The organism is Pseudonocardia lutea (genome assembly GCF_042658055.1).
GTDB classification, from domain to species: Bacteria; Actinomycetota; Actinomycetes; order Mycobacteriales; family Pseudonocardiaceae; genus Pseudonocardia; species Pseudonocardia lutea.
Genome location: NZ_JBHSQK010000018.1, coordinates 170,427 through 183,983 on the forward strand (window position 1 = coordinate 170,427; position 13,557 = coordinate 183,983).

Sequence of the window (13,557 nt, forward strand, 5' to 3'; positions counted from 1 at the left end):
CGGGCCCCCGCGCGCAGCCGGTCGGCGAGCCCGGGGACCCAGCCGCTCGGCCGGGACCCGTTCCATCGGCGCCTCCCGGACCGGACGCTAGGCGGGCGCGGCCCCGGTTGTCATCACCAGCACGACCTTGCCCTCCGCGTGCCCCGCCTCCACCTCGGCGAGCGCGGTGCCGGCCTCGTCGAACGGCAGCACCCGGGTCACGTGCGGGTCGAGCGCGCCCTCCGCGACCAGCCGGACCAGGGCGGTGAGGACGGCGGTGCTGCGGTCCCGCACGACGTCCCGCCCGCCGAGCTCCTTGACCAGGGGCTTGTCCGCCACCGACAGCAGCCGCGAGCGGTCGTCGAGCAGGGTCGCGACGGTGCGCAGGGCCTGCCCGCCGACCAGGTCGAACACCGCGTCGACGCCCGCGGGCGCGGCCGCCCGGACCCGGTCGAGCACGCCCTCCCCGTAGGCCACCGGGACGGCGCCGAACCGAGCCACGAGGTCGTGCTTGGCGGGGCTCGCGGTGCCGACCACCCGCAGCCCGCGGGCCCGGGCGAGCTGCACCACGGGCACCCCGACGCCGCCGCCCGCGCCGTTGACCAGCAGGGTCGACCCGGGCGGGAGCCGCAGGTTCTCGAGCGCGTCGTACGCGGTGCCGGCGGCCACCGGCAGCGCCGCGGCCGCCTCCGGGCTCACAACCTCCGGCCGGTGCGCAGCGAAGGACGCCGTGACCAGGGCTTCCTCGGCCCAGCCCCCGACCATGCCGGGGCAGCCGCCGAAGACCTCCTCGCCCACCGCGAAGCCGTCGACGCCCGGTCCGAGGGCGACGACGGTGCCGGCCACCTCGCGGCCGAGCACCGCGGGTCCCTCCGTGCCGTACGAGCCCTCCCGGAGCCGCCAGTCGCCCGGGTTCACCCCGGCCGCGCGCACCCGCACCCGCAGCTCGCCGGGGCCGGGCTCCGGGACCGGCACCTCGAGGAACCTCTCGTTCTCCGGCCCGCCCACCGCCGTGAAGCCGTACGCCCGCATCCCGTCACTCCCTCCGCCGGCCCTGATGATCGCACCCGCCGGCCGCACCGCCACGGGTTGCGCCCCCCCGAGGACACCCTGGGCCCCAGGTGGCGGGCTGGCGCAGGCGGGGAGTCGCGCACGTCTCGTCCCGGACGGGACGGCGCGGCTCCCCGCCGGCGTTCTCGCCGACGAGATGAGCACACCGCTGCGATCCACCTCCCGCACCCGGCTCTGGGTGCCGAAGCACGTCCTCGTCACCCGCTCGGCCGCCGAGCTCCCGCACACCGCCGAGATCCTCGCCCGCTGCGAGGCCGCCGGCGTCGACGACGTCGAGTTCCTCCGCTCCGACCGGCTCACCGGCCTGCGCGGCGCGGACGAGCGCGCCACCTACGCGCGGGCCAAGTCCACCCTCGCCGTGGTGGTGAGCCCCCCGTCGGCGCGGAAGCTCCAGCCGATCCCGCCCAGCGCCGACTGGCGCGTCGACCTGGCCCGCGGCTGCCCCGCGCACTGCCAGTACTGCTACCTGGCCGGCTCGCTCGGCGGCCCGCCCGTGACCAGGGTCTACGCCGACCTCGACACGATCCTCGCCGGGATGGACGCCTACGTCGGCGCCGGCGCGGTCACCTCGGGCACCGAGGCGCGGGGCCACGAGGGCACGACCTTCGAGGCCTCCTGCTACACCGACCCGCTGGGCATCGAGCACGTCACCGGCAGCCTCGCCGCCGCGATCACCCACGTGGGCACCCACGACTTCGGCGGCCCGGTGCAGCTGCGCGCCACCACCAAGTTCGGCGCGGTCGAGCCGCTGCTCGATCTGCCCCACCACGGCCGCACCCGGATCCGTGCCTCGGTCAACGCCGACGCGGTCGCGGGCCGCTTCGAGGGCGGCACGGACCCGGTGCCCGTCCGGCTGGCCGGGCTCGGGGCGCTCGCCCGGGCCGGCTACCCGGTGGGCCTGACCCTCGCGCCGATCATGCCCGTGGAGGGCTGGCGCGAGCGCTACTCGGCCCTGCTCGCCGACGCGGCCGCCGAGCTGGCCGGGGTGCCCGGGCTCGACCTCGCCGTCGAGTGCATCACCCACCGGTTCACCCCGGGCAGCAAGGAGGTGCTCGAGGGCTGGTACCCGCGCACCACGCTGGAGATGGACCCCGAGCGGCGCTCGCGCAAGCACGGGAAGTTCGGCGCGGTCAAGTACGTCTACCCGGCCGCCGAGATGGCCGAGCTGCGCACCTGGTTCACCGCGGCGCTGGCCGACCTGCTGCCGGCCGGGCGGCTGCTCTACTGGACCTGACCGGCTCTACCGGACCTGGCCGGCGAGGCGGTACAGGAAGATCCCGTACGGCTCCGCGTCGTCGACCCACGCCGTCTGCAGGGCGAACCCGTGCGGCGCCAGCTCGGCGTCCAGCCCCTCGGGCGTGAACTTCGCCGAGAACCCCACGTTGATCGACCCGCCCCGGCGCAGGTCCAGCGCCATGCCGATCCCGGGGAGGGCGGCGGTGTGGTCCTCGAGGACGCGCAGGTGCCCCTCGACGACCGGGCCGACGGCGAAGGCGCGGGGCTCGTAGCGCTGCAGGCGGAAGTCCGCGCCGAAGCGGTCGTTGAGGTGGCTGAGGTGGTTGAGCCGGAACCGGCGGAAGGCGTCGTGCCCCGGCGGGTCGTTGTAGCAGCGCTCCAGCTCCGCGGGCGGCTTCACCAGGTCCGCGGAGACGAGGAAGCCGTCGCCGGGCCGCAGCGCGGCGGCCACCTCGCCGAACAGGGCCGCCCGCTCCGCGGGGGTGGTGTTGCCGACGTTGCTGCCCAGGAAGGCGACGACGACCGGCGCGCCCTCCGCCCGCAGCTGCGCGAGCCCCGCCTCGTACCGGCCCCACAGCCCGCGCATGACCAGCCCGGGCAGGGCGCCCGTGAGCTCCGCGGCGCTGTGCTCCAGCATCTCCCGGCTGACGTCCACGGGCAGGTACGTCGTGGGCCGGCGGCGCAGGCACGCGTCGAGCAGCAGGCGGGTCTTCTTCCCGCTGCCGCTGCCCAGCTCGGCCAGCCGCGGCGTGTCCAGCGCGGCCGCGATGTCCCCGGCGTACCGCTCCAGCAGCGTCCGCTCCACCCGCGTCAGGTAGTACGTGGGCAGCTCGGTGATCGCCTCGAACAGCTGCGAGCCGAGCGCGTCGTAGCCGAAGTGCGGCGGGATCCGCGGCACCGGTTCCCGCAGGCACTCGGCCAGCAGCGCCCCGTCGTCCCAGAAGGCGCGGTCGACGGAGAGGATCGAGACGTCGGCAGGCAGGGCGGCCACGTCCCGCAAGCCTACGGACGATCAGCCTCCAGCGGCAGCCGCAGGCTGCTCTCCCCGCGGTCCCAGCAGCCGAGCAGCCGGTCCCCCATCCGCTCGCCCAGGTACAGGCTCGCCCGGATCCCGAACACCACGTCGGCGGCCAGCTCCGGCTCCGCCTCCAGCAACGGGGCGAGCACACCGCGCCGCACGACCTGCTCGTGCACCGCGTCGGCCTCCACGTGCTCGTCGTAGAACCGGATCGAGGCCGGGCCGCAGCCGAGCCGGCGCATCCCGCGGACCAGCCGTTCCGAGCCGGGCGAGGACGTCAGCTCGACCATGGCGAACTGCCCCACCGACGCCCCGCGCAGGCTGCGGTGCAGCCCGCACAGCGACATCAGGTTGACCTCGGCCAGCGTCTCGCCCGGCACGTGCTCGACGTAGGCGCCGTAGGCGTCGGACAGCCCGAGCTCGGTCATCATCTCGGCGAAGAGCAGCGCGTGCATGCGCTCCGGGCGCCCGGAGCCGTACTCGTCGTGCTCCACGGTGACCAGCCCGGCCTTCGCCGCGCCGCTCAGCCGCGGGATCGCCCAGGCCTGCGGGTCCGCCTCCTTGAGGTGGTAGATCGAGCGGTGCGCCACGTACTCGCGCAGCTGTTCGAGGGTGCCCTCGCGCTGCAGGTGGTGCGACAGGCCGCGCACGCCGGGCCCGACCGGCTCGACGAGCAGCGCGTCGACCTGGGCGGTGACGTCGGCAGGGTCGTCTCCGCCGGGCTCGACGTCGGCCCGCAGCCCGGCGAGGAACACCCGTTCCAGCTCGCGGCGCAGCCCGAGCAGCTCCGGGTCCCACTCGCGCTCGGCGTCGACCCCGGCGAACCCGCGGTAGTGCAGCTCGTAGAGGCAGTGCAGGGCGAGCTGGAGGTCGTCACCGTAGGGGTCGGCGCCGGCCGCGTCGACCGGGCGGAGCGGACCGTCGCGCAGGGCCTCCACCACGGCGGCGGAGAGCGGGCCGCGCGGTGCGGGCAGCTCCGGGGCCGCGGTCTGCTGCAGGAAGCTCGGTTCGAGGGTGTGGGTCACGCGTCGGGTCCTTCCTGCCGCACCTTGCGTCGGTGGCTGGCGTCGCAGATCGGGTAGCGCTTGCTGCGCCGACAGTGGCACACCGCCGTGACCGCCCGGTCGGAGCGGACGCGGGTGCCGTCGGGGAGCTCCAGCTCGACGGGCCCCGCGATCAGCGCGGGGCCCTCGTCCGTGAGCATCACCCGGGTGGGCTCGGGCTCACCCACGGCGGCCCTCCACCACCACCAGCTCCTCCAGCCGGTCGCCCGGCTCGATGAGTCCGCGCCTCTCGAGCAGGTTCGCCCGGGAGCGCATCACGGGGCCGAACGGGATGCGGGCCCGCTCGACGACGTCCGCCGTCAGGCCGGTCCGCTCCAGGCGCTCGACCGTCGCCTCCGGTCCGCACACCTGCGAGTGCACGATCAGCACCACGCCGCCGGGCTCGAGGTGGTCGGCGGCACCGTCGCAGACCCGGTCGAGCACGGCCCGGCCGTCCGGCCCGGCGTCCCAGCTGCGGCCGGGGGTGTGCCGGGGCAGCACGGAGGTCTCGGACGGCACGTACGGCGGGTTCGCCACGATCATCCCGAACCGACGCGTCGCGACGGGTTCGAAGAGGTCGCCGCGGTGCACGCGGGCGGGCGCCCCGTGCAGCAGGCAGTTCAGCCGGGTCGCGGCGACGCAGCGCCGGGACAGGTCGACGGCGGTCACCGACGCGGCACCCTCGCGCCAGGCCGCGAGGGCCAGCGCCCCGGTGCCGGTGCCGAGGTCCAGCACGTCGCGGCCGGCGGCGTGGCGGGCCAGCCGGCCGGCGAGCAGCTCGGTGTCGGACTGGGCCCGGTAGACGCCGGGCGGGCAGAAGAGGATCACGTCGGTCCTGCCTGTCGTGAAGGCCCGTCGCCGGGGGCATCGGTGTGGCGTGGTGGGCGACACCGCTGTGCTACCCGCCGGTCGGGGGACTAATCCGACTCCGTGTGCCGACTCCGCGTCGCGCGGCACGCCGAGCCGGGCCCCCGGCCCGCGGTCAGAGCGGCGGGAGTGCCTGCGGCAGCCCGAGGAGCGGGCGCAACGGGTCGCCGTGCCGCGCCAGGCGCTCCGGCAGGGTCCGCACGGTCCAGCGGTCGGGGCGCAGGTCGGGGTCGTCGAGCTCCTCCCAGTCGATCGGCACGGATACCGGCGCGTCGGGGGCGGGGCGGGTGCTGAACGGGGCGACGAGGGTGCGGTTGATCGCGTTCCGGGTGTGGTCCAGGCGGATCAGCCCGGAGCGGCGCTCCGTGTACCACTCCCGATCGACCAGCTCGGGCACCGTGCCGCCGACCGCCCTCGACAACCGCTCCACCCACTGCCGCGTGTCGGCGAAGGTGTAGCCGTCCCGGACCGGCACCCAGATCTCCACGCCGCGCCCGCCGGTGACCTTCGGGACCGCGCGCACCCCGAGGTGGTCCAGCGCGGTGCGGTAGAGCCGGGCCAGCACGAGCACGTCGGCGAAGGTGCTGCCCGGGCCCGGGTCGACGGCGACGAGCGCCCAGGTGGGCCGGTGGACGTCGGGCAGCCGGGAGGTCCAGGGGTGCAGCTCGAGGGCACCGGACGCGGCCGTCCAGACCAGCGCCGCGGCCGAGTCGATCACCGCGTGGATCCGCGGCTCCCCCGGGTCGGCCGCCGGGTTGCGCCACCGCCGCAGCCACCCCGGCGCGTGCGCCGGGACCTCCTTCTGCCAGGACCCCGGCCGGTCGACGCCCTCCGGGTGGCGGTGCAGGTTCACCGGCCGGTCCCGCAGGTAGGGCACGAGGTACGGGGCGACGCCGGCGTAGTGGCGGAGCACGTCGCGCCGGGTCAGCGGCGCCTCCCGGTCCCCGGGGAACAGCACCTCGTCGAGGCCGGTGAGGGCCAGTTCCCGGCCGCCCACCTCCCACGTCCCCTCCCGGCCCAGCAGGTCCAGGGCGGCGAGCTCGTCCGCGGTGACCGCGACGGCCGGGCCGCCGTCCTCCGCCGGGACCGGTGGCGGCGCGGGCGCGGCGCTCCGCTCCGCGACGGCGGCCGGCGCCGGGGCCGTGCTCCCGCCGGACAGGGCCGGCAGCACGACCTCCTCCGGCTCGCGGTCCGGGCGCAGGCCCCGCCACACCGAGTGCCGCAGCCGGCCGTCGTGGGTCAGGGTGCGGTACTCGACCTCGCCGACCAGGTGCGGCTCGATCCACGTGACCCCGCGGGCCTGGTCGCGCGGCACGGTCTCGTCGAACGGGCTGGTCGCCCGCCGCAGCGGGGCCAGCCGCTCCAGCAGCGCCCGGAGCGCGGCCTCGGTGAACCCGGTGCCGACGTTGCCGACGTAGCGCAGCCGGCCCTCGGTGTCCCGGGCGCCGAGCAGCAGGGAGCCCAGGGTGGAGCCGCGGTTGCCGCGGCCGGGGGTCCAGCCGCCGAGCACGACCTCCTGGGCGTGGAACAGCGCCGTCTTCACCCAGGCCGCCGAGCGCCGGCCCGGCTCGTAGCGGGAGGTGCGGCGCTTCGCGACGATCCCCTCCAGCCGGTGCTGCCGGGCCACCTCCAACGCCTGCGCGGGCGTGACGTCGGTGAACGAGGGCGGCACGGACACGCCCTCCCACTCCTGCGGGCCGAGCCCGTCGAGCCGCTCGCGCCGGGCGTCGTAGCCCTCCCCCAACAGCCGGTCGCCGTCGACCCGCAGCACGTCGAACAGGTACAGCTCCACCGGCACCGAGGCCAGCAACGCCGGCGGCGGGGTGCGCACGTGCATGCGGTGCTGCAGCAGCCCGAAGTCCGGCCGGCCCCCCGCGTCGAGGGCCACGATCTCCCCGTCGAGCACGAGGTCGCGGTCCGTCGGCACCGCCGCGACCAGCTCCGGGTAGCCACCGGTGACGTCGTTGCCGTTGCGGCTGACGAACCGCACCGCCCCGTCCTCGACGACCACGAGGGCGCGCACGCCGTCCCACTTGAACTCGACCGCCCACCCCGGGTCGACGGGCGGGCGGCCGGCCGTCGCCAGCATCGGGCGCAGCTCGGGGTCGCCCCCGGCGCCCGGAGTGGCTCGCCGGGCGTCGCCCGGGGCGCGGCGTGGGCGTGCGGGCACGGCCCCACCCTGCCCACTCGGCGGCCGTTCGGCCAGCGTGGACCACCCGGTCGGGGTCCCGCGCCCTGCGTCGCGCGGCCGGGCCGGCGGGCGCGTCCGCTCGGTCGGCACTCGGTCAGACGGCCGAGCGCTCGATGAGGCGGAGGGTGTCGGCGAGGTAGCTCCGCAGCAGCGCCGGGTCCCCCGAGTCCGCGATCAGCCCGAGGTAGCCGTCGGGCCGGACGAGTGCCATGCCCTCCGTGCCCAGGCCGTAGGCGCGTCCGACGGCGTCGTCGGGATCGACCACACAGGGCTCCTCGGCGGGGGCGGCCTCCCGGACCACCCGGACGACGGTGCCGAGGTCCCCGAGCGCCCGCCGGAGCTCGCCGAGGTCGCCCGAGCTGCGGGCCAGGAGCAGCAGGCCCGGGTGCGCCAGCAGCTCCTCCACGGCGACCGGTGGCCCGTCGGGGCGGCGCAGCCCGCCGGGGTCCGGCGCGTGGTCCCCCGCCCGCGCCGCCGCGTGGTGGTGGGCACCGTGCTGCACCGACAGGGCGCTGGCGCGGTAGTGGACGGTCAGCTCGGCCATCCGCGTGGCCACGGCCTCGCCGGCCCGGTGGACGTGCCCGACGACGAACAGGGCGGCGTTCCGGAGCGCGGCCTCCGGACCCGCGGCGGTGGCGACGTCCGTGAGCTCGGTGGTCCGGCGGACCACCTCGGCCCCGATCGGGTGCCGCTCGTCGTGGTAGGTGTCGAGCAGCTCCTGGCCCGCCCGGCCCCCGGCGACCAGGGCGAGCTTCCAGGCGAGGTTCGCGGCGTCCTGGATGCCGGTGTTCATCCCCTGCGCGCCGGCCGGGCTGTGGACGTGCGCGGCGTCGCCGGCGAGGAACACCCGGCCGTGGCGGTAGCGCGGGACCTGGGCGTGGTGGACCTCGAAGTAGGTGAGCCAGCGCGGGTCGTGCGCCCTGACCCGGCCGCCCATGCGGGCGTCGGCCAGGGCCTGGATCTGCTCCAGGGTGGGGTCACCGGCGTCGGGTCCGGGCGGGTCGACGAAGAACATGATCCGGGCCCGGGTGCCGGCGAGCGGGAACAGGATCCCCATGCCGTCGGGGTGGGTGAACATCCGGATGGTGTCCGGGCTGAACGCGGTGTCGACGTCGACGTCGGCCATGGCGAAGTGCTGGCCGTGGAAGCCGCCCTCCAGGTGCGTGCCGACGAGGTGGCGGGTGGTGCTGTGGCCGCCGTCGGCGCCCACGACCCAGCCCGTCCGCGCGGTCTCCTCCCGGCCGTCGCCGTGCAGGGTGACCTCGACGCCCCCGGCGTCCTGGGTCAGCGCGGTCAGCTCGACGCCGCGCTCGACCACGACCCCGAGCTCGGCGGCGCGGTCGGCCAGCACCGCCTCGGTGTCGGGCTGCGCGACGTCGAGCACGTAGGGGTGCCGGGAGGGCGCGCCGGCGAGCTCCATCCGCGCCCGCGTGCGACCGGTCCCACCGCTGACCATCTCGAGCGCGCCGATCCGCCGGCCACGGGACTCCAGCCGGGGCAGCACGCCCAGCGCCGCGAGCATCTCCAGGCTGCGGGCGTGCACCCCCACGGCCCGGGACTCGGTGGTCGGGCGCTCCAGGGCCTCGACGACCCGCACCCGCACACCGAGCCGGGCCAGCTGGCAGGCCGTCGTCAGGCCCACCGGCCCCGCCCCGACCACCAGCACGCCGTCCGCGGTCGTGTCCGTCGTGTCCACCTCGAGCACCTCCGGTCCCGTGGGCGGCGCCTCCACCCGGACCGACCGTGCAGCAACGGGCTCCAACTCCGCTCCAACCGCCCCGGGCAGGCGGTCGGGACGGCCGGCGCACCCCGGCTGGCCCGTCCGCGCGCGGCCGCCCCCTTCGCGAAGGAGTTCGCCGTCGCGGACGGGTGCCGGACGGGCGGCCCAGGGACGAACGTCCCGCCGGCGCCGGGTCCTCCGACCGGATGCGGCCGGTGGACGCACTGGAACGCTCGGCTGCCCGTCGATCGGTCCTCCGCCCGCGGAGCCGGCCGGGAGCACCGACCGGACCGGGGCGGCCCGCCCTGCCCGGAGAGGAGATCCCATGGCCAGCGTCGGCCTGCTGTACGTCGGAGCGGTGCTCTTCCTGAACGGTGCGATGCTGCTCGGCTGGGTCGAGGCGACGTCCGCGGCACCCCTCAACCTCTTCGTCGGCGTCCTCCAGGTGCTCACCCCGACCTTCCTCATCTTCACCGCCGCGGGTGACCCGACGATCGTGCTCAACGCCTCGGGCCTGTACCTGTTCGGCTTCACCTACCTCTACGTGGCGTGCAACCTGTGGGGCAAGCTCGACGGCACCGGCCTCGGCTACTTCTCGCTGTTCGTGGCGATCTGCGCCGTGGGCTACTCGGTGCTGAACTTCGTCAGGCTCGGCGACCCCGTCTTCGGCGTCATCTGGCTCTACTGGGCCTTCCTGTGGGCGCTGTTCTTCGTGCTCCTGGGTCGCGAGGTCGGGCGGGTCGGGCGCTACACCGGTGCCGTCGCCGCCATCCAGGGCTGGGTGACCGGGGCGATCCCGGCGTTCGTGCTGCTCAACGGCTGGTGGGGACTCGCGCCCGGATGGACGGCCCTCGGGCTCGCGATCTTCGGCGTCGTCGTCTTCGGCCTGCTCTACCCGCGCCTGACCCGCCCGAGCGCGGACACCACCCCGCCGACCGAGCGCACGCCGCAGGACCGCGGCGCGGCCGTCGGCACCTGATCCCACACGCACTGCCGGCACACGAATCGAGGTACCACCATGCCCGAGGTCGTCTTCCCCCTGGACTCGATGAAGAAGTTCACCGAGCAGCGGATCGTCGGCCACAACCGCTGGCACCCGGACATCCCCGCGCTGGTGCGGGTCAGGCCGGGCGACACCTTCCGGGTCCACTGCCGGGAGTGGTTCGACGGGGCGATCCACAACGACGACTCCGCCGACGACATCCTCAACGCCCCGCTGCCGAGCGTGCACGTGCTCAGCGGCCCGATCTCCGTCGAGGGCGCCGAACCCGGCGACCTGCTCATCGTCGACATCCTCGACGTCGGCCCCATCCCGCAGGAGGACTCCGGCCCGCTCGCCGGGCAGGGCTGGGGCTACACCGGCGTGTTCGCCACCCGCAACGGCGGCGGCTTCCTCACCGAGCAGTTCCCCGACGCCTACAAGGTGATCTGGGACTTCCGCGGCGGCGTGGCCACTTCGCGGCACGTCCCGGGCGTGTCCTTCGTGGGCATCGTGCACCCCGGCCTGATGGGCACGGCCCCGTCGCACGACCTGCTCCGCAAGTGGAACGCCCGGGAGCAGGCCCTGATCGACACCGACCCGGACCGCGTACCGCCGCTCGCCCTGCCGCCCAACCCGGACTCCGCGATCCTCGGCGCGCTCGACGGCGACGACTTCGACCGCGTCGCCCGCGAGGCCGCCCGCACCGCCCCGCCGCGGGAGAACGGCGGCAACCAGGACATCAAGAACCTGACCAAGGGCTCGCGGATCTTCTACCCGGTGTTCGTCGAGGGCGCCAACCTGTCCATGGGCGACCTGCACTTCTCCCAGGGCGACGGCGAGATCACCTTCTGCGGCGCCATCGAGATGGGCGGGTTCATGGACCTGGGCGTCGACGTGATCAAGGGCGGGATGGACACCTTCGGCGTGTCCGAGAACGCCCTGTTCATGCCCGGCCGCACGGACCCGCAGTACAGCGAGTGGCTGGCCTTCTCCGGCACCTCGGTGACCCTGGGCGGCGAGCAGCGCTACCTCGACTCGCACCTGTCCTACCAGCGGGCCTGCCTGCACGCGATCGACTACCTGCAGAAGTTCGGCTACTCCGACATCCAGGCGTACATGATCCTGGGCGCGGCGCCGATCGAGGGCCGGCTGTCCGGGGTGGTCGACATCCCGAACTCGTGCTCGACGGTCTACCTCCCGACGGAGATCTTCGACTTCGAGGTGCGCCCGGGCAAGGGCGAGCCGGCGCGGGTCGACCCGGGGGCCGGCGTGCCGGTGGCGCGCGCCTGAGCGGCGCGACGGAGCGACCCGGCATCCACCCCGCCCCGGGTCGGGGCGGGGTGGCGCCGCGCGGGCACGGGCCTATCGCCGCTCCCCGCCCCGGACCCGGCGGTCGAGCTCCCCCTGCAGGGCCGCGCGGTCCGCCGCACGGGCGCGCAGCGCGGGGACCATCCGCGCCAGCGCGTCGGCGAACTCGGCGACGTGCTGGAACCCCGCCGACCGCACGGCCTGCTCGACGTCGTCGGTGAACAGGTCGGACAGGGCCGTGATCGTGGCCCGGCCCCCGGCGGTGAGCACGACCAGCACGCTGCGCCGGTCCGCCGGGTGGGGCTCGCGCTGCACGTAGCCGGCCACGGTCAGGCGGTCCAGCAGGGAGGTCACGCTGGCCGAGGCGATACCCAGGCGGCGCGCGAGGGCCGAGGGCGGCAACGGGCCGCGGTGCAGCAGCTCGCCCAGGGTCATGGCCTCGTTCTGGCCCAGGCCGGCGGCCTGGGCCAGGGCCCGGCGGTACTCGTCGGTCAGGACGACGAGCTCCCGCACCCGCTCCGCCAGGGTCCGCACGGCGTCCTCACCCGGCGACGACACCGGGGCCCGCCAGCATGCCGCCGGCCGCGTGCGCGTGCCTCAGACCGGAGCCGCGCCGGCGACGGGCGCGGCGGGCTCGGGCGCCCCGACGGCGTCGACCGCGGACGGCGCCGCCACCGGAGCGCCGCCCGTGGGCGGGCAGCACCAGCCGCAGGCGAGGACGTCCCAGTAGCAGCTGGTCGTGTGCCGGTGGCCCCGGCGCGGCGGGCCGCCGCCCGGGAGGGGCGCGGAGTGCGGAGCGGACGGCATGGGGCACCTCCAGTGGTGCTCGGCGGCCCGGCGAGCGTGCCCGCCCGGCACCCCGCCCACCAGGGCCGGACGACCCGGACGAACGGTGGGTCGAACCGCGGCGGTGCGCCGCGCGGGGCGGTGCCCGGCCAGGGGCGCCGCCGGTGACCTTCGGCCCTGCCCCCGGCCCGTCCGGTCGGGGAGGTTGGACGGTCGGGGTGGGAGCGGCCGGGGTGGGGTAGTCCGGGGGACATCGGGTACGCGGGAGCGGACGGGGGGCGCCGTCCGGCACGGGTCGGCACGGCGCCCGGGACCGCGACCGGTACGTCCACCACACGGGGCCGGTGCCGACGGGGGGTACGCGTGGCGACGAGCGGCGGCGGCGTCGTGCCGCCTGCGGGAGGACCGGAGCGGCCGGTCGGCCTGCCGGAGCGCTACCGGCTGGACGCCCGGCTGGGCTCCGGCGCGGACCGCCACCTCTACCGGGCGTGGGACGAGATCCTGTGCCGCCCCGTCGTCGTCGAGCTCCTGGACCGGGAGGGCTCCGTGACCGGGCCCGCCGTCGCCGGCCTGCACCATCCCGGCCTGGCGGCCCTGTACGACATCGGCACCTGCGGCGACCGGCACTACCTCGTGACGCAGTTCGTCGACGGGCCGTCGCTCGCCGACCCCGTCGCCCGGCGCGCCCTGTCGGTGCCCGCGCTGCTGGCCACGGGCACCCGGCTCGCCGAGGCGCTGGCCTACCTGCACGCCCACGGGGTGGCGCACGGCGCGGTGGACGCGTCGGTCGTGCGGTTCGACCGGGCCGGGGAGGCGCACCTGCTCGGGCGGATCCACCGGCCGCCGGAGGCGACCCACGGCACTCCGGCCTTCGCCGACCGTGCGGCCGGGGACGTCGCCCGGCTCGGCCGGCTGCTCCGGAGCTGCCTGCCCCGCGGTGCGACGTGGTGGGGTCGGACCCCGCCCGGCCCTGCGCTCCCCGCCGGAGCCGCGGCGCTCCTGGCCCGCGCGGCGGCCGAGGACCCCGCCGACCGGCCCTCCGCCGAGGACCTCGCCGCCGGCCTGGCCCGCGAGTACGGCCGGGTGGAGCCCGACCCGGCCGACCCCGGGGCGACGAGCTCTGCGGGGCCGCTGAGTCTCGCCGGACCGACGAGCCTCACCGGACCGACGAGCCTCACCGGGACCACGGGGCCGGGCGGGTCACCGCGTCCCGTCCGGCCCCGGGCGCACCGCCGCGTCGCCGTGGTGGCCGCCCTGCGCGCCGCCGTCGCCGTGTTGGTCGGCAGGCCGGCGCTCGAGGCGGCCGTGCCCGGTCCGGCCGGGTCGCCGGCCGCACCCGTCGCCGCCGCGGACCCC

At 76.5% G+C, this 13,557-nt stretch carries 13 protein-coding genes; 4 read left to right on the top strand and 9 right to left on the bottom strand.

Annotated features, from left to right (window positions below; translation table 11 throughout):
- Positions 1–87 precede the first annotated feature (87 nt).
- The gene (locus ACFQH9_RS09840) at positions 88–1,011 is read right to left on the bottom strand and encodes an NADP-dependent oxidoreductase (protein WP_379565617.1); all 924 of its coding nucleotides are present in this window, start codon (positions 1,009–1,011) and stop codon (positions 88–90) included.
- A 175-nt stretch (positions 1,012–1,186) separates the two neighbouring features.
- Here ACFQH9_RS09840 and ACFQH9_RS09845 point away from each other — a divergent pair, with 175 nt between their 5' ends.
- Positions 1,187–2,284 (top strand): spore photoproduct lyase family protein, encoded by a 1,098-nt coding sequence (locus ACFQH9_RS09845; protein ID WP_379565618.1) that lies wholly within the window; start codon positions 1,187–1,189, stop codon positions 2,282–2,284.
- Between the two features lie 6 nt (positions 2,285–2,290).
- Here the strand turns inward: ACFQH9_RS09845 and ACFQH9_RS09850 are convergent, their stop codons facing one another.
- From ACFQH9_RS09850 to ACFQH9_RS09875, 6 genes are all read right to left on the bottom strand, one after another.
- Positions 2,291–3,277, bottom strand: a complete 987-nt coding sequence (locus ACFQH9_RS09850) for an L-histidine N(alpha)-methyltransferase (protein ID WP_379565620.1) — start codon at positions 3,275–3,277, stop codon at positions 2,291–2,293.
- An 11-nt stretch (positions 3,278–3,288) separates the two neighbouring features.
- Positions 3,289–4,329, bottom strand: a complete 1,041-nt coding sequence (locus tag ACFQH9_RS09855; RefSeq protein WP_379565621.1) for an iron-containing redox enzyme family protein — start codon at positions 4,327–4,329, stop codon at positions 3,289–3,291.
- Positions 4,326–4,535, bottom strand: a complete 210-nt coding sequence (locus ACFQH9_RS09860) for a CDGSH iron-sulfur domain-containing protein (protein ID WP_379565622.1) — start codon at positions 4,533–4,535, stop codon at positions 4,326–4,328. The genes ACFQH9_RS09855 and ACFQH9_RS09860 overlap by 4 nt, the downstream gene beginning before the upstream one ends.
- Positions 4,528–5,175 carry a HemK2/MTQ2 family protein methyltransferase gene (locus tag ACFQH9_RS09865; protein ID WP_379565623.1) on the bottom strand — a complete coding sequence of 216 codons (648 nt, stop codon included), beginning with the start codon at positions 5,173–5,175 and terminating at the stop codon, positions 4,528–4,530. Before ACFQH9_RS09865 ends, ACFQH9_RS09860 begins: the two co-directional genes overlap by 8 nt.
- Before the next feature lie 154 nt (positions 5,176–5,329).
- Positions 5,330–7,384, bottom strand: coding sequence for a DNA ligase D (gene ligD / locus ACFQH9_RS09870; protein WP_379565624.1), 2,055 nt, complete (start codon positions 7,382–7,384; stop codon positions 5,330–5,332).
- Positions 7,385–7,499: 115 nt separating this feature from the next.
- A complete protein-coding gene (locus ACFQH9_RS09875; RefSeq protein ID WP_379565625.1) occupies positions 7,500–9,101 on the bottom strand; it encodes an FAD-dependent monooxygenase in 1,602 nt (533 codons plus the stop codon).
- Between the two features lie 349 nt (positions 9,102–9,450).
- On the opposite strand from ACFQH9_RS09875, the gene ACFQH9_RS09880 reads away from it, so the two are divergent.
- Together ACFQH9_RS09880 and fmdA are read left to right on the top strand one after the other, a co-directional pair.
- The gene (locus ACFQH9_RS09880; protein WP_379565626.1) at positions 9,451–10,104 is read left to right on the top strand and encodes an AmiS/UreI family transporter; all 654 of its coding nucleotides are present in this window, start codon (positions 9,451–9,453) and stop codon (positions 10,102–10,104) included.
- Between the two features lie 39 nt (positions 10,105–10,143).
- Positions 10,144–11,397, top strand: a complete 1,254-nt coding sequence (gene fmdA, locus ACFQH9_RS09885; RefSeq protein WP_379565627.1) for a formamidase — start codon at positions 10,144–10,146, stop codon at positions 11,395–11,397.
- A 72-nt stretch (positions 11,398–11,469) separates the two neighbouring features.
- On the opposite strand, the gene ACFQH9_RS09890 is transcribed toward fmdA, so the two are convergent.
- Complete coding sequence (locus ACFQH9_RS09890; RefSeq protein ID WP_379565628.1) at positions 11,470–11,949, bottom strand: MarR family winged helix-turn-helix transcriptional regulator; 480 nt, start codon at positions 11,947–11,949, stop codon at positions 11,470–11,472.
- Positions 11,950–12,012: 63 nt separating this feature from the next.
- A complete protein-coding gene (locus ACFQH9_RS09895) occupies positions 12,013–12,222 on the bottom strand; it encodes a hypothetical protein (protein ID WP_379565629.1) in 210 nt (69 codons plus the stop codon).
- Between the two features lie 342 nt (positions 12,223–12,564).
- On the opposite strand from ACFQH9_RS09895, the gene ACFQH9_RS09900 reads away from it, so the two are divergent.
- Positions 12,565–13,557: protein kinase family protein (locus ACFQH9_RS09900; RefSeq protein WP_379565630.1), on the top strand; the 993-nt coding region annotated here is incomplete at its 3' end.